This window comes from Acinetobacter sp. YH12151, assembly GCF_013418355.1.
GTDB lineage: Bacteria > Pseudomonadota > Gammaproteobacteria > Pseudomonadales > Moraxellaceae > Acinetobacter > Acinetobacter pseudolwoffii.
The window spans coordinates 53,019-73,237 of the sequence record NZ_VPCG01000013.1; the positions used below are offsets into that span (position 1 = coordinate 53,019).

Annotated in this window: 20 protein-coding genes; 13 read left to right on the top strand and 7 right to left on the bottom strand. The window is 43.7% G+C overall.

Translation table 11 applies throughout. The features are described 5' to 3' along the window. Nucleotides 1–31 precede the first annotated feature (31 nt). Entirely contained in the window at nt 32–583 is a 552-nt protein-coding gene (locus FTU82_RS06930) for a hypothetical protein (protein WP_074384065.1), read from the bottom strand. 102 nt (nt 584–685) lie between these two features. Next, nucleotides 686–1,141 carry an Hsp20 family protein gene (locus FTU82_RS06935; RefSeq protein WP_074384066.1) on the bottom strand — a complete coding sequence of 152 codons (456 nt, stop codon included), beginning with the start codon at nt 1,139–1,141 and terminating at the stop codon, nt 686–688. 281 nt (nt 1,142–1,422) lie between these two features. Here FTU82_RS06935 and FTU82_RS06940 point away from each other — a divergent pair, with 281 nt between their 5' ends. The 5 genes from FTU82_RS06940 to rplT all read left to right on the top strand — a co-directional run bounded on the left by FTU82_RS06940 (nt 1,423) and on the right by rplT (nt 3,600). Then, the gene (locus tag FTU82_RS06940; RefSeq protein ID WP_180101180.1) at nt 1,423–2,043 is read left to right on the top strand and encodes a glutathione binding-like protein; all 621 of its coding nucleotides are present in this window, start codon (nt 1,423–1,425) and stop codon (nt 2,041–2,043) included. A 74-nt stretch (nt 2,044–2,117) separates the two neighbouring features. Then, entirely contained in the window at nt 2,118–2,408 is a 291-nt protein-coding gene (locus FTU82_RS06945) for a hypothetical protein (protein WP_100329202.1), read from the top strand. A gap of 7 nt (nt 2,409–2,415) precedes the next feature. Then, nucleotides 2,416–2,838, top strand: a complete 423-nt coding sequence (locus FTU82_RS06950) for a YqaA family protein (RefSeq protein ID WP_005095796.1) — start codon at nt 2,416–2,418, stop codon at nt 2,836–2,838. A 196-nt stretch (nt 2,839–3,034) separates the two neighbouring features. After that, complete coding sequence (gene rpmI, locus FTU82_RS06955; RefSeq protein ID WP_004278281.1) at nt 3,035–3,229, top strand: 50S ribosomal protein L35; 195 nt, start codon at nt 3,035–3,037, stop codon at nt 3,227–3,229. An 11-nt stretch (nt 3,230–3,240) separates the two neighbouring features. Next, entirely contained in the window at nt 3,241–3,600 is a 360-nt protein-coding gene (rplT, locus tag FTU82_RS06960; RefSeq protein ID WP_005095799.1) for a 50S ribosomal protein L20, read from the top strand. 455 nt (nt 3,601–4,055) lie between these two features. Here rplT and FTU82_RS06965 read toward each other — a convergent pair whose 3' ends face one another. Then, a complete protein-coding gene (locus tag FTU82_RS06965) occupies nt 4,056–5,078 on the bottom strand; it encodes a hypothetical protein (RefSeq protein WP_180101181.1) in 1,023 nt (340 codons plus the stop codon). 158 nt (nt 5,079–5,236) lie between these two features. On the opposite strand from FTU82_RS06965, the gene pheS reads away from it, so the two are divergent. The 3 genes from pheS to FTU82_RS06980 all read left to right on the top strand — a co-directional run bounded on the left by pheS (nt 5,237) and on the right by FTU82_RS06980 (nt 9,029). After that, on the top strand, nt 5,237–6,217 hold the full coding sequence (gene pheS / locus FTU82_RS06970; RefSeq protein WP_004278272.1) for a phenylalanine--tRNA ligase subunit alpha: 981 nt from the start codon (nt 5,237–5,239) through the stop codon (nt 6,215–6,217). 137 nt (nt 6,218–6,354) lie between these two features. Continuing rightward, entirely contained in the window at nt 6,355–8,736 is a 2,382-nt protein-coding gene (gene pheT, locus FTU82_RS06975; RefSeq protein ID WP_180101182.1) for a phenylalanine--tRNA ligase subunit beta, read from the top strand. Then, nucleotides 8,733–9,029, top strand: coding sequence for an integration host factor subunit alpha (locus tag FTU82_RS06980; RefSeq protein WP_004783565.1), 297 nt, complete (start codon nt 8,733–8,735; stop codon nt 9,027–9,029). Before pheT ends, FTU82_RS06980 begins: the two co-directional genes overlap by 4 nt. Nucleotides 9,030–9,131: 102 nt before the next feature. On the opposite strand, the gene FTU82_RS06985 is transcribed toward FTU82_RS06980, so the two are convergent. The 3 genes from FTU82_RS06985 to trxA all read right to left on the bottom strand — a co-directional run bounded on the left by FTU82_RS06985 (nt 9,132) and on the right by trxA (nt 11,733). Further along, on the bottom strand, nt 9,132–9,413 hold the full coding sequence (locus FTU82_RS06985) for a hypothetical protein (protein ID WP_180101183.1): 282 nt from the start codon (nt 9,411–9,413) through the stop codon (nt 9,132–9,134). A 402-nt stretch (nt 9,414–9,815) separates the two neighbouring features. Further along, a complete protein-coding gene (gene rho, locus FTU82_RS06990; protein ID WP_005095808.1) occupies nt 9,816–11,084 on the bottom strand; it encodes a transcription termination factor Rho in 1,269 nt (422 codons plus the stop codon). 322 nt (nt 11,085–11,406) lie between these two features. Further along, nucleotides 11,407–11,733 (bottom strand): thioredoxin, encoded by a 327-nt coding sequence (gene trxA, locus FTU82_RS06995; RefSeq protein WP_004278266.1) that lies wholly within the window; start codon nt 11,731–11,733, stop codon nt 11,407–11,409. Nucleotides 11,734–11,993: 260 nt separating this feature from the next. Here trxA and ppx point away from each other — a divergent pair, with 260 nt between their 5' ends. From ppx to FTU82_RS07020, 5 genes are read left to right on the top strand one after another with little or no spacing between them, the layout of a single operon-like run. Further along, nucleotides 11,994–13,514 (top strand): exopolyphosphatase, encoded by a 1,521-nt coding sequence (gene ppx, locus FTU82_RS07000; protein ID WP_074384073.1) that lies wholly within the window; start codon nt 11,994–11,996, stop codon nt 13,512–13,514. Nucleotides 13,515–13,544: 30 nt separating this feature from the next. After that, nucleotides 13,545–14,369, top strand: a complete 825-nt coding sequence (locus tag FTU82_RS07005; RefSeq protein ID WP_005095813.1) for an acetyl-CoA carboxylase carboxyltransferase subunit alpha — start codon at nt 13,545–13,547, stop codon at nt 14,367–14,369. Beyond that, entirely contained in the window at nt 14,306–15,682 is a 1,377-nt protein-coding gene (gene tilS, locus FTU82_RS07010) for a tRNA lysidine(34) synthetase TilS (protein WP_080633084.1), read from the top strand. Before FTU82_RS07005 ends, tilS begins: the two co-directional genes overlap by 64 nt. Before the next feature lie 2 nt (nt 15,683–15,684). After that, nucleotides 15,685–16,524 carry a pyrroline-5-carboxylate reductase gene (proC, locus tag FTU82_RS07015; RefSeq protein WP_005095818.1) on the top strand — a complete coding sequence of 280 codons (840 nt, stop codon included), beginning with the start codon at nt 15,685–15,687 and terminating at the stop codon, nt 16,522–16,524. Between the two features lie 19 nt (nt 16,525–16,543). Continuing rightward, the gene (locus FTU82_RS07020; protein ID WP_180101184.1) at nt 16,544–17,113 is read left to right on the top strand and encodes a YggT family protein; all 570 of its coding nucleotides are present in this window, start codon (nt 16,544–16,546) and stop codon (nt 17,111–17,113) included. A 302-nt stretch (nt 17,114–17,415) separates the two neighbouring features. Here the strand turns inward: FTU82_RS07020 and polA are convergent, their stop codons facing one another. After that, nucleotides 17,416–20,178, bottom strand: a complete 2,763-nt coding sequence (polA, locus tag FTU82_RS07025; RefSeq protein WP_180101185.1) for a DNA polymerase I — start codon at nt 20,176–20,178, stop codon at nt 17,416–17,418. Nucleotides 20,179–20,219: the final 41 nt, after the last annotated feature.

Sequence of the window (20,219 nt, forward strand, 5' to 3'; positions counted from 1 at the left end):
CGAAAAAAGCCCTGCAGATGCAGGGCTTTTTTTATGCCCTAAAATTCCAAGCAGTTTGTATGGCCTGCATAATCTGTTGAGCCTGTTGCCGGGAAAACATTGACAATTGAATCCGGAAAAATCCGAGACAGATTTGATTGATCAGATCAGGCTGGCATAATCTAAAATCTAGCGTGCCATCGCGTTGACTGATGAGATGCGCTGGAGTTCTACTCAGCCAGCGCTTGAGATGGGCTTTGAGAGAATCGTATCGCGGATTCAGAAAGCTATAGTGTACCGAGTGTCGTTTTAAGCAGAGGCTGATCCGGAAACCGGCCAAAGTATAATAAATTGCCTGAGACGTTATTTTTAGTTTGGTTCCCAGCATGAGCAGCGAAAGACCAAGAAAGCCGCCGATATAAACATAAAAGCCAGGCGACTCCTGCCATAAAAATAACAATCCTTGCAGAAAGCTGGAATTGCTACGCAGACTGCTTAAATAAAAAATGCTGAATATGCCAACCGGATAACAGAGTAGTAAATATCCGATAGCGCGCATGATCGGACTACTCTGATGAAACAAGATTTTTTCTGACGCGTTCATAGCTTATTTTTATGATCATAAAGCGTATTATTTTAATGAGCTTAGAGAATCTGGAGTTAAAAAGAAAGGCCCTTTTGGGCCTTCTTTTAAGTCAAATCCAGCTTATTCAACTGATTTTTCACCATTTTCAATCAGCAGTTTATTGCCAATCGGAATTTGGCGCGGCAATTTCTCTTCTGGAATGATACGTTGCAAGTCAATGATCAATAGACCATTTTCATAATCTGCCTGTTGTACTTCAATATATTCATCCAGGCGTAAAGACAATTTAAATGTACGTCGTGCAATGCCTTTGTGCAAGAATTCGGTATGGTCATTGTTCTGGTTTTCAGGCTTACCTAAAATGGTCAGTAACTTATTTTCCAGACGAATGTCGAGTTCTTCTTGACGGAAACCCGCAGTTGCGACCACAATCCGATAATTATTTTCGCCATGCTTTTCGATATTATACGGGGGATAATTCGGCGCATCACTTTGCATGGCATAGTCAATAAAGTCATTCAAGCGATCAAAACCGATACTACGACGAAACAGAGGATGAAGATTTAAGTTGCTCATGATTAGAACCTTCTCGATTAAGCAAAGTTATAAAAACAAGAAAATAAGATCTGTCATGTCAGACATCGACAGTACATAAGATTGACGCAATCCTTATGCACAAATAAATATGTGTCTGCTGTAAAAATTTTCAAGATAAAAAATAAAAAAATACATGAATTTTTATTAAGATAATGATATTTATATAAAAATATTTTTAAAATACAGACTTGTTGTTTCTGGCTGAATCCTCTATGTTGAATGCATCATGGCATAGATAAAGTGCAGGGAGTATTAAAAAAATGATCGATTTATATTATTGGGGCACCCCCAATGGCCATAAAATTAGCATTGCTTTGGAAGAAATGCTGCTGAAGTATCAAATTTTTCCGATTAATATTCTGGAAAATGACCAGTTCCAGTCTGACTTTCTGGCTATTTCTCCTAACAATAAAATTCCGGCGATGGTCGATCAGGAAGGGCCAGATGGCCAGCCGATTTCAATCTTTGAATCGGGTGCGATTTTGCAGTATTTAGGTCGTAAAACCGGCATGTTCTATCCGACAGATGAAATCAAACGTATTCAGGTAGAACAATGGCTGATGTGGCAAATGGGTGGACTAGGCCCGATGCTTGGGCAAAATCATCACTTTAGCCGTTTTGCGCCTGAGCGTATCGCCTATGCCACCGAGCGTTATGTCAATGAAAGCAAACGTCTGTATGGCGTGCTAAACAAGCAGCTGGTCGGGCAGGATTATGTGGCTGGTGAATACTCGATTGCCGATATGGCGATATTCCCGTGGTTGTTGCGACACGACTGGCAGCAGATTAACCTGGCAGATTATCCTGAAGTGGCTAAATATATCGATCGCTTGAATGCACGTCCTGCAGTTCAGAAAGCGCTTGCTATACAGGTCAGTTAAGCTGCAGCCTTTATGCTAAAATAGCCTTAAATAAATAAAGCCACCCTTAAGGTGGTTTTTTATTGGATGGATATATGAACGATTTTCTTCTGAATTTTACCAAGATTGTTGAAAGCAATACCCGAATTTACTGGAGTATTCTCTTCGGTATTGCTGCATGTTTAGTACTTTATATTGCTGAAATTGTACATATTGATCAGGTAATTGCTGCTCTCAATACCAAAGATCAGCAGATTTTGCGTGCAGCGATTGAACCCATTACCCAGCAGTATAAATGGGGACGGATCATGGCAATGGTGGCAGCAGTACTGTGGTCCAGCTGGGAATATAGCAAAGCCAAGAAAAAACTGCGTTTAAGCCGTTAATACTGGCATGAGCCTGTTTCTGCTCTTTCTATCAGCCTTCGGTGCAGCGACATTACTGCCTTTACAGTCTGAAGCTGTGCTGCTTGGTCTTTTGGTACAGGCAAGCCATAGTGTGGCACTGTTAATTGCGGTGGCCAGTCTGGGGAATATTCTGGGTTCCTGTGTCAACTGGTATCTGGGGCTCAAAATCGAGCATTATAAAAATAAAAAATGGTTTCCGGTGTCAGAAGACAAGATGCTCAAGGCACAAATGATATATCAGAAATATGGCTATTGGTCTTTGCTGCTGAGCTGGGTGCCTATTATTGGAGATCCCATTACTTTAATTGCAGGACTACTGAAAGAAAACTTTGCCCGATTTTTGCTCATTGTCAGCCTGGCGAAAATTGGACGTTATCTGTTTATTTATGCGGCTTTTGCCCTGTTCTAAACCTGAAGCGATTTTTCTGATTCTGTTTTGCGCACTATTTTTAAAGTGAAATCATAAAACCATCCTGTTTAAATTCGCTTATTGGATGAAGATGCTTTTGTTTTAAACAAAGATGCTTTAGAATACTCGCTCCCTTACCTGCAGGTCGTTTTGTAATGGTGCAAACGAGCCGAACAGGTGTTCAAAAGAGGTTGTTATGCCTAAGATGAAAACTCGCCGTGGTGCAGCTAAACGCTTTAAAGCGACTGCTAACGGTTTTAAGCGTAAACAAGCGTTCAAACGCCACATTTTGACCAAAAAATCTGCTAAGCGTATTCGTCAATTGCGCGGCTGTGTAATGGTTCACGTAAGTGACGTTGCTTCAGTTCGTCGTATGTGCCCGTACATCTAAGGAGATTATAAATGGCTCGTGTAAAACGTGGTGTACAGGCTCATCGCCGTCACAAAAAAATTCTTGCTCGCGCTAAAGGTTACTATGGTGCTCGTTCACGCGTTTACCGCGTAGCGTTCCAGGCGGTAATCAAAGCTGGTCAATATGCATACCGTGACCGTCGTCAGAAGAAACGTCAATTCCGCGCTTTGTGGATTGCACGTATCAATGCTGGTGCACGTCAAAACGGTTTGTCATACAGCCGCATGATTTCTGGCTTGAAAAAAGCTCAAGTAATCATTGACCGTCGCGTTCTTGCTGACATCGCTATGCATGACGCAGTTGCGTTTGCTGCGATTGCTCAAAAAGCAAAAGATGCGTTGGCTGCATAAGTCTTTATGACTTGAAAAAAGACCGCCATTTGGCGGTCTTTTTTTGCCTGAAAGATGGGAAATAGCTAATGCGCGATTTTCGTGAAATATGGTCGCCCATCGATCAGACTAAAAAAAGTTAAGTTTGCGAATAACGACACCGATACTATTTCAGAAAAATGGGCTGAAACTAATACTGTAATCTGCTTGAATTTAACCTTTTATTCCCATCTTTACTGATCAATAAAAAGAGCATTATCTCGAGCGCTGAGTAAAAAATAATTGTGGTTAAATTCAAATAATCGAAAAAATATCAAACCCTGGTTGAGTCGAGATTCAATTGTTTGATGGATGATCAAAACTCATCGCGAAAACCGACAGCATTATTTCAAGCTCATCTCTGCTGTCGAATATCGACATATCCACTGGATTCGGCTAAGTTTTATCCAAGAAGTTAATATTTTCTTGCTGAAATCTTAAAGACCAAAATAGTAGCCAATCAGACAGATAATCACGGTAATCACAATCAAGGTCAGTACATTTGCAGAATTAGATTTGCCCGGATCTTGAGGTTTTTCCGCTTTAGATATTTTGGGTGAACGATCTTCGGTACTCATACCCACAAATGGGTCAGGCGCAACTTTTGGGGTGAGCTGTGCAGTTTTATAGTGGTTGGCAACTTTGCTGATGAATTTGGCACTTAAATCATCAATTTTTTGTGAAAAGTGGCGTAAATTGAGCTGCTGATCTGGGCTCAGGACTTCACCATCTGACGTATAGGGATGTTGAATTTTAGTTTGAATAAACTCATTTAAGGCATCTAGCCGGTATAAAGTCTGATGGGCATAATCAGCTGAATAGTCGGTCGGAATCAGGGCCAAATGACTTTCTGTATCTGCCTGAATTGCAGGTATCGTGCCGTAGTATGGAAGATTGGTATACGCCGGTTCTATAAAATCTTGAGCTAGGCTGCTTTCAAATAACTCATAATTGGTATAAGCCTGGATATCGTCCCAGTTCGGTGCTTCCAGATCTGTGTCAATACGCTTGGCCAGTTTGGGATTCAGCTCATAACACCAGAATGTTTCATGACGTAAAGGGGATTGCTGCGATTTAGGCGCTTCGTAATCATTGTCTGCGCTATACCATTCCGGCAATTCTTTGCCAATAATCCAGGCAGTTTTGGCTTTGGCACCATGGCTGACGATAAAATGCGCCAGAGGTAGCAGCTCGACATTGGCATTCGGATTTTTTTCATCAACCAGTAAATCCGAGCGATGCAAGCTCAGTCGGCGACCCCCTTGTTTTTTCAGTCCTTCCAGCCAAATCTGAAAATGCTGGGCCAATAGGTGCTGTGACATCAGATCCCGGAAGGCAAACTGATGCTGATTAAAAATGGAATGTTGAATCCAACGATTGAAACTCAGGTCCTGAGTCAGATACTCATTGCCATAAGTGACCAAGGTCAGCTGCTGTTTCCAAATTTGATCGAGTGCCATAGTGATTTGATCTGATTGATATTGTGTTTATCTTATACTTTTTATATTTAATCATGCCAATCTAATTTTCCTTAAAACGTATCTTCATCAAAGTGTCTAAAAACTGTTAGAATGTGGGGTTTTAAAATATTTTTTAACCTGTTGCTTTGAGAGTTACTATGTCACTGGAAGCCCTGACCACTGAAGCGCTCGCTGCGATTGCAGCAGCTCAAGACCTTGCTGCACTTGATCAAGTACGAGTGCAATTTACGGGGAAAAAAAGCCAGCTCGCGGAACAATCTAAGTCGCTTGGTAAAATGGATCCTGAAGAGCGTAAAGTCTTCGGCGCACAAATCCATGCTGTACGTGAAACCATTACCGCTGCATTGACATCACGTCAGGCAGAACTGCATAAAGCTGCCTTAGAACAAAAACTGGCAAGCGAAACCATTGATATTACTTTACCAGGTCGTGGTCAGCAGGTGGGCAGTATCCATCCAGTGACCCAGGTGCAAGAGCGTATTTGCCAGTTCTTTACCAAGGCAGGTTTTACGGTTGCAACAGGTCCTGAAGTTGAAGATGATTATCACAACTTTGAAGCGCTGAATATTCCGGGGCATCACCCGGCGCGTGCCATGCATGACACCTTTTACTTCGATGTAAATCATTTGCTACGTACGCATACGTCTGGTGTACAGATCCGTACGATGGAAACACAACAGCCACCGATCCAGATCGTGTGTCCGGGCCGTGTCTATCGTTGTGACTCGGATCAAACCCATTCGCCAATGTTCCATCAGATCGAAGGTTTGTATGTGGCTGAAAATACCAGCTTCGCAGAACTGAAAGGTTTGTTGATTAACCTGCTGAATGAATTCTTCGAAAAAGATTTGAAAGTACGCTTCCGTCCATCTTATTTCCCGTTCACTGAGCCGAGTGCTGAAGTGGATATCATGGATGAACGCGGTCGCTGGTTAGAAGTTTTGGGCTGCGGTATGGTGCATCCAAATGTGCTACAAGCTGCCGGCATTGACCCTGAGAAATACAAAGGTTTTGCTTTCGGACTGGGCGTAGAACGTTTTGCGATGTTGCGCTACGGTGTGAACGACTTACGTATGTTCTTCCAGAATGATGTGCGTTTCTTACGCCAGTTTGCTTAAAACTTTTTATTTAATCCTCTCCTAACCTCTCCTTTAAGAAAGGAGAGGGACTCCACGAAATAAATGGGGTTCTCCCCCTTAGAAAAAGGGGGAGTCAGAGGGGGATTCTAGAGATTTGAATTACAGGTTTTATATCAATGAAAATTAGCGAAAATTGGCTACGCACATGGGTCAACCCAGCCATCGATAGCGACAAGCTTTCTGATCAATTGACCATGTTGGGTCTTGAAGTTGATGAACTTGCTCCTGCAGCAAAAGCATTTACAGGCGTAGTGGTTGGTGAAGTTCTGACAGTAGAACAGCATCCGGATGCAGACCGTTTACGTGTGACCACTGTGAATATCGGTACAGCTGAGCCATTACAAATCGTCTGTGGCGCGCCAAACGTACGTGCAGGCATGAAAGCGCCTGTAGCAACCATTGGTGCGGTATTGCCGGGTGATTTCAAAATCAAGAAAGGCAAGCTACGTGGTATTGAGTCTCAAGGGATGCTGTGCGGCGCTTCTGAGATTGATCTCGAAGATAAAATTGACGGTCTGTTAGAGCTACCAGACGACGCAGCTGTGGGTGTCAACATTCGTGAATATCTGGATCTTGATGACAATGTGATTGACATCAGTATCACGCCGAACCGTGGTGACTGTTTCAGCATTCGCGGGATCGCACGTGAAATTGGTGTGATTAACCAATTGCCAGTGACTGCGCCTGAAATTAAAGAAGTGACTGCAACCATTGCTGATGAAAAGCAGGTTGTAGTCAGCACTGAAGGCTGTCCACGTTACTTAGGTCGTGTGATCAAAAACGTCAATACCAAGGCAGCGACTCCTGTATGGATGGAACGCGCATTAGCACGTTCAGGTATTCGTCAGCACAGTATTCTGGTTGATATTACCAACTATGTCTTGATGGAGCTGGGTCAACCGCTACATGCATTTGATGCTGCTAAAGTGCAAGGCGCAGTCCATGTACGTCAAGCCATTGCGGACGAAAAACTTGTGCTTTTAAACGAGCAAGAAGTTGAGCTTTCTGACAACGTGATGGTGATTGCGGATGACGAAAAAGCATTGGCGATTGCCGGTATCATGGGTGGCCTGTCTTCAGCAGTCAGCGATGCAACCACTGAAATTTTCCTGGAATCTGCTTTTTTCGCGCCATTACATATTGCCGGTCGTGCCCGTAGCTTTGGTTTACATACGGATGCCTCACAACGTTATGAACGTGGTGTGGACTTTGAATTGCCATTAATTGCAATGCACCGTGCATCTCAGCTTATTTCTGAGCTGGCTGGCGGTGAATTCGGACCAATCACCGTGGCGGAAAAAGCTGAACTTTTGCCAAAACGTGATGCGATTGAATTAAACCAAGCTCAAGTCGATCAGTTATTAGGTTATAAAGTTGAAAGCGATTTTATTACTGATGCCTTGACACGCCTTGGTTGCACGGTGATGGTAAAAGCAGAAGGCGAATGGTCTGTAGTTCCGCCATCACATCGTTATGATATGGTGATTTATCAGGATTTGATTGAAGAAGTTGCACGTATTCATGGCTATGACAACATTCAAATCAGTCTGCCTGTGATTGATGTGAAGTTGGCAAAATACCAGGATCAGTTTGAACTGGGTCAATTACGTCAAACGGCGGTGACTTTAGGCTATCAAGAGGCGATCAGTTTTAGCTTCGCTGACTTGAAGCTTGAAAAGCAACTTAATTCCGGTGTGAATCCATTAGCATTAGCAAATCCAATTTCAAGTGATTTGGCTGTCATGCGTTCTACCTTGTTGTCTAGTCTGATCCCTTGTGTTCAGTACAATGTTAATCGTCAGCAAAGCCGTGTACGCTTCTTTGAACTGGGTTTACGTTTTGACTATCAGGAAGCCAGCAGCATTCATGATTTAAAACAGATTCCAACCTTTGCGCTGATTGCAACCGGTTCACGTCATGTTGAATCTTGGCATGCTAAACCTGCTGCAATGGACTTCTTTGACTTTAAAGGTGATGTAGAAGAAATTCTGGCTGCCGGCCGTGTCAAAGTAGAATATGTACGTTCAGAGCGTAGCTGGTTACACCCAGGTCAATCCGCAGAAATTCTCGTGAATGGTCAATCAATTGGTTACCTAGGGCGTCTACATCCTTCTCTGGAAGACGAGCTTGATCTGGCAACGACTTGGGTGGCAGAATTGGATCAAACGGCTGTTTTGCAAACTTATGTATCTAATTTTACAGAATTATCACGTTTTCCATCGGTTCGACGTGATATTGCGCTTTTAATTAGTGATAAGATTAATGTTAGCGAAATTCAGGGACTTATCGAAAAAACAGGTGGGGAGCTTTTAGACTCGACGTGGTTATTCGATGTGTACACTGGACAAGGAGTAGAAGAAGGGAAACGCTCACTGGCATTTGCACTTCTCTGGCAGCATCCAAGCCGTACACTGGAAGATGCTGAAATTAAATCAGGTATGGATAATATCCTTCAAGTGTTAGAAAACACTTACCAAGCGACATTGAGGGCTTCATGACAGCACTAACTAAAGCAGAAATGGCTGATCATTTAAGTGAGCTCACGAGTTTAAACCGTCGTGAAGCAAAACAAATGGTTGAGTTGTTTTTCGATGAGATCAGCCAAGCGCTGATCTCAGGCGAACAAGTAAAACTTTCGGGTTTTGGTAACTTCGAGTTGCGTGATAAGCGTCAACGTCCAGGCCGTAATCCTAAAACGGGTGAAGAAATTCCGATTTCTGCACGCCGTGTGGTGACCTTCCGTGCGGGACAGAAGTTCCGTCAACGTGTGGGAAATGAGCAGATCAACTGATCTGCTTTTTTTTAAATTCTGTTATTTTTCTAAATTTCAGTTTTTAAAATAAAAAAAAGAGAGCTCAAGGCTCTCTTTTTTTGTACTGAATAATCTAAAAGATTATTGAGCAGCAGCTTCAGAAGCAGCAGTAGCGTCAGCAGCAGCGTCAACAGCAACAGCAGCAGCAGCGTCAGCTTCAGCAGCAGCAGCGTCAACAGCAACTTCAGAAGTAGCTTCTACAGCAGCAGCGTCAGCAGCAGCTTCAGCTTCAGAAGCAGCTTCTACAGCTTCAGATGCAGCTTGGTTAGCGTCAGCAGCAGCGTCGTCAGCTTTTTTAGCACAACCAACGAAAGCTAGAGTAGTAGCAACTGCAGCAGCAATAGCGATTTTTTTGAATAACATGGCATCACTCTCTAAAAATTGAGATTAAAAAAAACCTAAGTTAGTCTGTTAAGTGCTTTTATTGTTCCTAATTGTGTTAGGGACTAACAACGCAGGAGCAGTCTAACTGGTCTGCAAATATGCTATCACTGCGCCTTTTTAATTGCTACTAGCAAGACTCAAAAAAGTACTGAAAAATGCTAAAAAATCATAAGTTTTTAACAGAAAATAACAATGGAATGAAACATTTAGATTGGAGAAAGGCTTGTTAAGTTTTTAAAAGTTATACAATTTTTAATTTGATTATTTTATTAATCAAAAACTTAAAAATAAGTTTACATAAATGAGGCTCGATTGTTTCATTGTGTAATTTATGTCAACCTAAAAAAAGGCCACCGCTTAGGTGACCTTTCATTTGAAATTTTAATTCGAGGCTTTACGTTTCATCTGATCAAAGAAGTCATCATTGGTCTTGGTTTCTTTCATACGATCCAGTAAGAACTCCATCGCTGCCAATTCATCTTGAGTATGCAGCAGCTTACGCAGAATCCAGACTTTGCGCAGATTGTCTTCTGACATCAGGCGTTCTTCACGGCGAGTACCAGATTTCTTGATATTCATCGCAGGGAAGACACGTTTTTCAGCAATACGGCGATCCAGAGTAATTTCCTGGTTGCCTGTACCTTTGAATTCTTCGTAGATCACTTCATCCATCTTGCTGCCTGTTTCAATCAGGGCAGTAGAGATAATGGTGAGTGAACCACCTTCTTCAATATTACGTGCAGCACCGAAGAAACGTTTAGGACGTTCTAATGCATGCGCATCTACACCACCAGTCAAAACCTTGCCTGATGAAGGAATCACCGTGTTATACGCACGTGCCAGACGGGTAATCGAATCCAGTAGAATCACCACATCTTTTTTGTGCTCAACCAGACGTTTGGCTTTTTCAATCACCATTTCAGCGACTTGAACATGACGTGCAGGTGATTCATCAAAGGTCGACGCAACCACTTCACCGCGAACGGTACGTTCCATTTCGGTGACTTCTTCTGGACGTTCATCAATGAGAAGCACAATCAGAATAGCTTCTGGGTTATTACGAACAATCGATTGCGCAATACTTTGCAGCAACATGGTTTTACCGGCTTTTGGCGGTGCCACAATGATTGAACGTTGACCTTTACCAATCGGTGCCACCAAGTCGATCACACGTGTGGTTAAATCTTCAGTGGTACCATTACCGAGTTCCATCACCAGCTGTTCAGTCGGGAACAATGGGGTCAAGTTTTCGAATAAGATTTTATTACGTGAATTTTCAGGGGTGTCGTAGTTAATCTGATTAACTTTAAGTAAGGCAAAATAACGTTCGCCTTCTTTTGGTGGACGAATAGTGCCAGTAATGGTGTCGCCAGTACGTAGGTTAAAACGACGAATTTGAGAAGGACTGACATAGATATCGTCAGGGCCTGCTAAATAAGAACCTGCGGCTGAGCGTAAAAAGCCAAAACCATCTGACAAAATTTCTAGAACGCCATCACCAAAAATCTCTTCGCCATTCATTGCATGACGTTTTAAGATGGCAAAAATAATGTCTTGCTTACGGTTACGAGCCATACCTTCAAGGCCCATAAACTCGGCAATCTTGATGAGTTCGCCAATCGGTTTTTTCTTGAGTTCGGTTAAATTCATAGGTGGTCAGATAGAATCAAAGTTCTGAGGTACAGGTTAGAAAGGGAGTAACATTCGGCCGCATACAAGCATTCAAACGAAAGCAATTGAATTTGCAAAAGAACAATTCAGAGATCTGTTTGAGTGTTTCAAAGAAAAATGTGAAAAACAATTTCTATTGCCGAGCGGCATCTTATGTAATGTGTCTTGTAAGAAATTGGCAGGATTTAAGATCCTTTATCTCTTGAGTAGCAAATATAAGAGAAAATGTCGGCTTTGTCAATTTATAGCCGAAAAAAATACGCGATTGTCAGTCGCGTATTTTTTACTGAAAATGCTGGGCTTAGATATTGTCATCAATAAACGCAGTCAGTTTAGATTTTGGCGCAGCACCCACTTGAGTTGCAACAACTTCACCATTTTTGAACATCAACAAAGCCGGGATATTACGGATGTTGAAATTTACGGCAGTTTGTTCGCAAGAAGTTACGTCAACTTTCACGATTTTAACTTTGCCCTGGTATTCATCAGCAAGCACTTCTAGTACGGGTGCAATTGCTTTACATGGTGCACACCAGCCCGCCCAGAAGTCGACCAGTACAGGTACGTCTGATTGAAGAACGTCTGCTTCGAAGTTTGCGTCAGTAGTGTTTACGATGTTGCCAGACATGGAATGTGCTCCAGATTAATATTTTAAAGATAACTAATTATTAGTATTACATAGCCATCTTTAACAATGTAGGGGAATCTGTAAATTTTCAATGCTTAATGTTATTTTGTCTAATGGATGATCACGATAGTGATGATCGTGTCTCACTATTGTTCTCCATATAAAAAAGAATCATGCATCAAATTGTCGCTACAAATGGCTTTTAAATTGCATGCATGTGAATTACTCTAAGCACAATTCGTTAAAGGTTTATTTCCGGAATGTCTGACTTTTTGATTGATGAAGAATTACTTGCCGCCATCGATATGGGATCAAATAGCTTTCATTTGGCCATCGCACGTGTAGATCATGGCGAAGTTAAAAAAGTGGCATCAATGTCAGAAAAAGTTCAGCTTGCCGCCGGACTCGATGAAAATAAAAATTTAACCGAAGCTGCACAGCAACGGGGTTTGGCCTGTCTGGCACGTTTTGTCGGACGTTTAGGTGCAGTTCAGCCAAATCGTTTACGGATTGTGGCGACCAATGCCTTGCGTCAAGCCAAAAATGGGCATGAATTTATTCAAAAAGCTGCAGAAATTCTACCCAAACCAATCGAAATTATTGCTGGACGTGAAGAAGCCCGTCTGATTTATCTCGGGGTTTCGCATACCATGGCCAACAGTGGTCGTCGTCTGGTGGTTGACATCGGTGGCGGTTCGACTGAGCTGATTATTGGTGAAGAGTTCGAGCCGATTCATACTGAATCGGTGCAGATGGGCTGTGTCGCCTTTACCAAGGCTTATTTTCAGGATGGTGAGATCAGTGCCAAAGCTTTTGATAAAGCGGTTACTGCGGCGCGTAAAGAAATCTCCGGAATTGCCAATACCTATAAAGAAGCTGGCTGGGATGCGGTGGTCGGTTCCAGTGGCACGATCAAGGCCTGTCGTCAGATTTGTATCAATATGGGCTGGAGCAATGACAAAGAACAGCTCACTCGTGAAGGCCTGGAAAAACTCAAAGACAAACTGCTCAAATATAAATATGTCTCGGATATGGAATTCGAAGGTCTCAAAGAAGACCGCCGCGCGGTATTGCCGGCTGGGATTGCCATTCTCTATGCTGTATTTGATGTGCTCGGAATTAATCATCTGGTTTATTCGGATGGTGCGCTGCGTGAAGGCGTGATGTATGACTTGCTGGGCCGTTTCAAGCATGAAGATATCCGTGATCGTTCCGTACATGCCCTGATTGGTCGTTATAATGCCGATGCCAAACAGGCCGAGCGTGTGGTCCAGACTGCACAAAAACTGTTTAATGACGTGGAACATGAACTGGGCCTGACGATAGAGGATAGCGATCTGTTACGTCGTGCTGCCTATCTGCATGAGATTGGTTTGGCGATCAGCCATAGTGGTTATCATCGTCATGGTGCCTATTTATTACAACACTCGGATATTGCCGGTTTCTCACAAGTCGACCAAAATCATTTGTCACATTTGGTCGCACACCATCGCCGCAAATTGCGCGTTGATGCCAAGCATGATGTGATGAAAGTCGGTGGATCGAAACTTTTATGGTTATGTTTGCTGCTTCGTCTGTCGGTTTTGGTCAATCACAGTCGTAGTGATGAGATGCTTCCTGCCATTGAACTCAAGGTTGAAAATGCGCAACAATGGCAGCTCAGCGTGTCTGGTGATGCCCGACAATGGCCATTGCTGGTGGCTGAACTGCATGATGAACAGCAGCAATTTAAAAATTGGGAGATTGAACTCTCGATTCAATCCGAACAGTTTGTTAATTAATACCTTTATAGGGATGAAAACGGTTAACCTATGAAAAATAAAGCGACTCCATCAAAAGCATGGGCGACAGTGCAGATTGCGCGTCATCCGGAACGTCCACAATTTCTGGACTATGTGGGTGAAATATTCACTGAATTTGATGCTTTACATGGTGACCGCCTATATGGTGATGATGGTGCGATGATTGGTGGTCTGGCTCGTTTTGATGGTCAACCGGTGATGATCGTCGGTCAGCATCGTGGTCGTAGTACCCGTGAAAAATTACAGCATAATTTTGGCATGAGTAACCCTGAGGGTTATCGTAAGGCGCAGCGTCTGTTAGATATGGCTGAACGTTTTAATCTGCCAGTCTTCACCTTTATTGATACCATGGGTGCTTATCCGGGAGTTGGTGCAGAAGAACGTGGTCAGGCAGAAGCCATTGCCACCAGTCTGGCGCAGCTTTCCAATTTGAAAGTACCGGTGATTGCAACTGTACTCGGTGAAGGCGGTTCAGGTGGCGCACTGGGTATTGGTGTGGCAGACCGTGTGGTGATGCTGTCTCACAGTATCTATTCAGTGATTTCACCTGAAGGCTGTGCATCGATTCTTTGGAAAACTGCCGAAAAAGCCGAACAGGCCAGTGAAGCCTTGGCGCTGACTGCAGAAAAATTGCAGAAAATGGGCATTGTAGAATATGTGGTGGATGAAGGTGAGGGCGCTCATTTAAATCCGGATCATGTCATGAACAGCTTGAAAGCAGTGTTGAAAGAAGCTTTGAATGAACTGCAACCAATGGAAGCGCAAGCACGATGCGAAGCACGTTACCAACGTTTAATGAAGTTTGGCAGCGACAATTTAGGTCTGGTTTCTTAAAACAGCTGCAGGGCTTTCCTGCAGAGACAAAATTTCTCATCGGGTGCAGTGGCGGCGTAGATTCTATGCTGCTACTGCATCTGATGTTTTTTTTATGCCCGGAAAAAGTTCGGGCGATTTATATTGATCATCAATTACAAGCTTTTAGTGCAGATTGGGGCAAGTTCGTGGCAGATCGATGCCAGCAACTGAGTATTCCCTGCATCATCCAGCCGGTTCAGGTCAAAAATGGCAATCTGGAACAGCAAGCGCGTCATTGCCGTTATCAGGCTTATTTACAACATTTGCAAACGGATGAAATTCTGGTGCTGGCGCATCATCAACAGGATCAGGCAGAAACCTTAATGCTGCGCCTATTATCTGGTGCTGGCGTGGATGGTTTGGCGGCCATGAAACAGGTTGATGTACGTGAAAATCTCACCATTTGGCGGCCACTGCTGGATATTTCCCGTGAACAGATTTGCCAATGGGCAAAACACTTAAATATTCAAAATATTGAAGATCCGAGCAATGCTGATACCCATTATGACCGGGCCTGGGCACGCCAGACCTTGTGGCCAGTTTTGAGTGAACGTTATCCGAAAATGCAGTCTGCGCTGGTACGCACCAGTGAACTGATGCAAGATGCCCAGGAAATTTTGCAAGAAGTATTACAACAAGATTTACAGGCGTGTGGAACCGATACGCAACTTGATTTGTCTAAACTTCTACAACTGTCAAGATCACGGCAACGCCAGTTACTCTCCGCCTGGATGAAAGGCGAAGCGCAGTATCGCCCCTCTTTAGATATGGTCGAGCGTCTGCAACGCGAGGTAATTCATGCCAAACCCGATGCGCAGGCGGCCTTACACTGGAAAGATTATTACTATGTACGCTATCAGCAGCAACTATATCGTTTGACAGAAGAGGTTTATTTGGCCGAGCAGCAACAGCTTCAAACTGGCCTAAAAACCTTGAAAATTGCGTTAAAAGATCATGTGCAGGTCTTGTCCGGAAAATATGTCATTGAATCTGCAAAGGTGGGTTTATCCACAGCATTATTGCAGCAGCCCTTATACTTGCAGCAGCGTCAGGGGGGTGAAAAGATCCATCTCTATGGTCGTGTTGGCGCCTGGCCGCTGAAAAAAGCCATTCAGGAAGCGCAAATATTTCCTTGGGTTCGGCATACTATTCAAATATTAAGCACAGATAATGTTATGCTAGGCGTGTTTACCCCTAAAGGATTTTGGTTGGCCCAATCTGCATATTGTGAAGCAGGGGGATGGCTGCCGATTTCGGTTTCTTCAACTTTAGAACTCAACAACGAGCATTAAACATGAGTGCAGCTTTAAATTGTAATATTAGTTTTATTGGTGGCGGTAATATGGCCCAAGCCTTAATTGGCGGCCTGATTTCGCGTGGTTTGCCAACAACACGTATTACAGTTTCTGATCCGGTCGAACAAGTCCGTGCCTTACTGGCGGAAAAAGAAATCAACGTGACCGATGATAATAGCGCTGCAATTCAGGATGCAGATATTGTGGTGTTTGCGGTAAAGCCTCAAGTTTTGGCACAAGTGTTACAGCCTTTAAAAGGTCTGGTCAATGATAAGCTGATTATTTCCATTGTTGCCGGTGCGGAAATAGCGACATTGGCAAGCTTATTGGGGACAGCGCGTATTGTACGGGTCATGCCGAATACGCCAGCCTTGGTACAAACCGGGGCGCATGGTCTATACGCCCATGAAGATGTAGAAAATAGTGACCGTGATTTGGCCAGTCAGGTTTTAGCCTCTACGGGCTTGACCATTTGGGTGAATTCAGAAGCGCAAATTGATGCGGTGACTGCTGTATCGGGTTCGGGGCCGGCTTACTTTTTCTATATGATGGAAAGTATGATTCGTGCGGGCAAAAATTTAGGGCTGGATGAAAAAGTTGCTACGGCGCTGACCTTGCAAACGGCTTTAGGTGCAGCACAAATGGCGATCACCAGTTCGAACACCCCAGCCGAGCTGCGTAAAAATGTGACCTCTCCAAATGGAACGACACAGGCAGCACTTGAAGTCTTCGATCGCGCCCAGATTTCTCAAAATATTCAGGCCGCACTTGCCGCTGCACAAAAACGCAGTCAAGAACTGGCACAAGAGCTCAGTGAAAGCAGCAAATCTTCAGTTTAATTTTTAGGAACGTTCAAGTATGGGTGCAAATTCTGCGCTAATTTTTGGCATTATCATTAACGTCGCGATTTTGCTCGTATTCTTCCGATTTTTAATGCAATTGGCTGCTGTCAGCCCCTACAATCCCGTGGTTCTTTCGACTGTAAAAGCCACTAAAATTGTAGATGTGTTTGGTCGAATTTTCCCAACTTTGGCCAAAGGCCGTGTCAATACTGCCGCTTTGGCATTATTGGTGGTACTGTATTTGCTGAAAATTTTCGGCATGATGTATCTCTCTGGTGGCATGCCGAATGGTCCTGTGCATTTACTGATTTTGACCTTTGTCACCATGATGCAGGACTTGATCCGTTTCTGTCGTTATTTGATTTTCGCTACGATTATCTTAAGTTGGGTGGTGATGTTTACTCAGTCTCGTTCACCGTATTTTGAAGTGGTTCAGGAGTTGGCTGAACCATTGCTGGCACCTTTCCGTAAGATTATGCCAAATATGGGGATGATCGATCTCTCTCCAATTTTTGCTATTTTAACCTTGATCATCATTGAAATGATCATGAATCAGGTGGCAATTGTATTGTTGACCGGACTTTAATCGGATTCAAATAAAAAGGACGCTGAGGCGTCCTTTTTATTTGCGCCTCCCTTTTCTAAAGGGAGGTTGGGAGGGGTTTAAATTTCCCCAAACCCCTCTTTTTCAAAGAGGGGCTTTACCTTACATCTTCCAACTCAAAATTATGGACTTCAAGAAAGGCATAGGAATAAGTAAATGAAATTTTCTCTTCCTTTGGGATGAGGACATTGCTTCGTAAGGGAAGAGGGGTTTAAAACCAACCTGCATCCCCTTGCCGAATATATGCCTCATCTCCTATAAGGAGGAAGGGGCTTAGAAGCGCATTAATGCGCCTCATCCCAGTTTTTACCTTTACCGACTTCAACCACCAACGGTACAGAAATCTGCAATACCGATTGCATGACTTCAGCCAGTTTCGGTGCCAGTTCATCGGCAATAGCTTCATCGACTTCAAACACCAGTTCATCGTGGACTTGCAACAGCATTTTGGCCTGATCTTTTGGCAACATCTTGTCGACTTCAATCATTGCCATTTTAATGATATCTGCAGCCGAACCCTGTAGCGGAGCATTAATTGCAGCACGTTCTGCTGCTTTGCGCACCATCATATTACGAGCATCAATATCCGGTGTATATAAACGACGACCAGAAACGGTTTCGACAAAACCTTGATCGAGTGCCACCTGACGGGTGCGTTGCATATATTCATAAATCCCCGGATAACGATGGAAATACTGTTTAATGTATTCTTGTGACTCTTGACGAGTAAAGCCCAACTGACGGGTTAGACCGAATTCAGACATGCCATAGAGCAGACCAAAGTTCACGGCTTTGGCTTGGCGACGTTGATCATTTGTCACCTCTTCAAAAGCGATGCCCAAAACTTCTGCTGCAGTACGACGATGCACGTCCTGACCGTGATTAAAGGCATGTACCAAGGCTTCGTCTTGGGAAAAATGCGCCATGAGGCGTAATTCAATTTGTGAATAATCGGCAGCGAGCAGCACACGACCTTTCGGTGCTACAAAAGCTTTACGAATTTGACGGCCAATTTTTTCGCGAATGGGAATATTTTGTAAATTTGGATCTGTTGAAGATAGACGACCCGTTGCAGTCAGTGCTTGATGATAACTGGTGTGTACGCGGCCACTGTCATTATTGGCCTGTTTGCATAAACCATCGGTATAGGTGCTTTTCAGTTTAGACAGGCCACGATATTCCAAAATCAATGCGGCAATCGGATGATCCAGTTTTTCTAAAATACTTTCACTGGTGCTGTATTGGCCAGTCGAGGTTTTTTTGCCGCCTTTGAGGTCCAGCTTATCAAACAAAATTTCACCGACCTGTTTTGGTGAGCTGACATTAAAACTTTGGCCTGCTAATTCAATAATCTGGTTTTCCAGATTCTGAATGGTTTGTGCAAATTCTTCACTGAGCTGGTCAAGGAAATGCACATCTAACTGAATGCCATTTTCTTCCATTTTCGTTAATACACGTGCCACCGGCATTTCAATGCGATGCAAAAGCTGACTTAATTCAGGATGGACTTTGAGTTTTTCATCCAAAACTTCATAAAGACGATAAGTGACATGAGCATCTTCAGCAGCATAATGTGCGGCGGTTTCCAGCGGAATCTGGTTAAAGGTTTTCTGTTTGGCTCCTTTACCGGCAACTTGTTCATAGGTCGTGGTCAGATGGCTCAAATACAGACGCGCCACATCATCCATACCATGACGGGTTGCCACAGAATTCAGCACATACGATGCCAGCATGGTATCAAAATACCAGCCTGCCAAATGAATGCCATGGTTTTCCAGTACATGCGCATCATATTTCAGATGATGACCAATCTTCTGTACGCTGTCATCTTCCAGAATCGGCTTGATCTGTGCCAAGATGACTTCACGATTGAGCTGTTCCGGTGCGCCTTCATAATCATGGGCCAAAGGAACATAGTAGGCATCGTTGGCATCAAAGGCGACCGAGAAGCCGACAATCTGCGCGATACGATAATCCAGACTGGTGGTTTCAGTATCAAAGGCAAAACGTTTTTCGCTACTTAAGCGCGCAAACAGCTTGTCCCAGTCCTGCTGGTTTAACACACTATGATAGGTTGCTTGACCTAGCTGATCATCGCCACTGGTCACAGAAGCATGATCTTCTGTGGTGTCTGGCAGAGTTGCCGGTTTGGCGGTAATGGATCTTGCCGCCTGTTTATAATTTGAATGATTCGGGTTGTTTGGGTGATCTAAGGATTGTAGCTGATTACGAAATTCCAGCTCTGTGTACAAATGACGTAAGGTCTCGACATTCGGCTCACCCAGTTTTAAATCGTCATAACCAAAGTTAAGATCCAGATCGATCACAATACTGGCCAGTTGATGGTCCAGTGCAATGCCATCCACATGCTCTTTAATATTTTGACCAACTTTGCCTTTGATCTTGTCGACATTTTCTAAAATGCCGCCAATCGAACCATATTCGGTTAGCAGTTTTGCCGCGGTTTTGGCACCGACACCCGGCACGCCCATGATGCCATCAGAAGCATCGCCCATCAGGGTCAGGTAATCAATAATCTGATTTGGCCATACGCCAAACTTTTCAAACACGCCATCGACATCCAGCGGCTTTTCTTTAAAGCTGTCTTCCAGGGTCACTTTGTCTGTGACCAATTGCGCCATATCTTTATCACCAGTCGAAATCAGCACCTGATGTCCCAAGGCTTCGGCACGTTTGGCCAATGTTCCGATAATGTCATCGGCTTCGGCACCCGGCAAGGTATGCAGGGGAATACCCAGTGCACGAATCAAGGCATGCAAATAAGGAATCTGTTCGGATAATTCCGTCGGCATGCTCGGGCGGTCACCTTTATAAATCGGTGAAAGCTCATGCCGGAACGTCGGTTCTGGCGTATCGAAAATCACCGCCATATGGGTCGGTTGGATCCGACGCATCAGTTTTTGAATAGCAGAAATCGCACCACGAATTGCATTGGTATGTAAACCGGTTGACGTGGTTAATGGTGGCAGTGCATGAAAGGCACGAAATAAAAAGTAAGAGCCATCGACCAAGACAAATGGTGGCATGTAATCAATTCCTTATTCAAAATACAGCGCTATTGTACGTG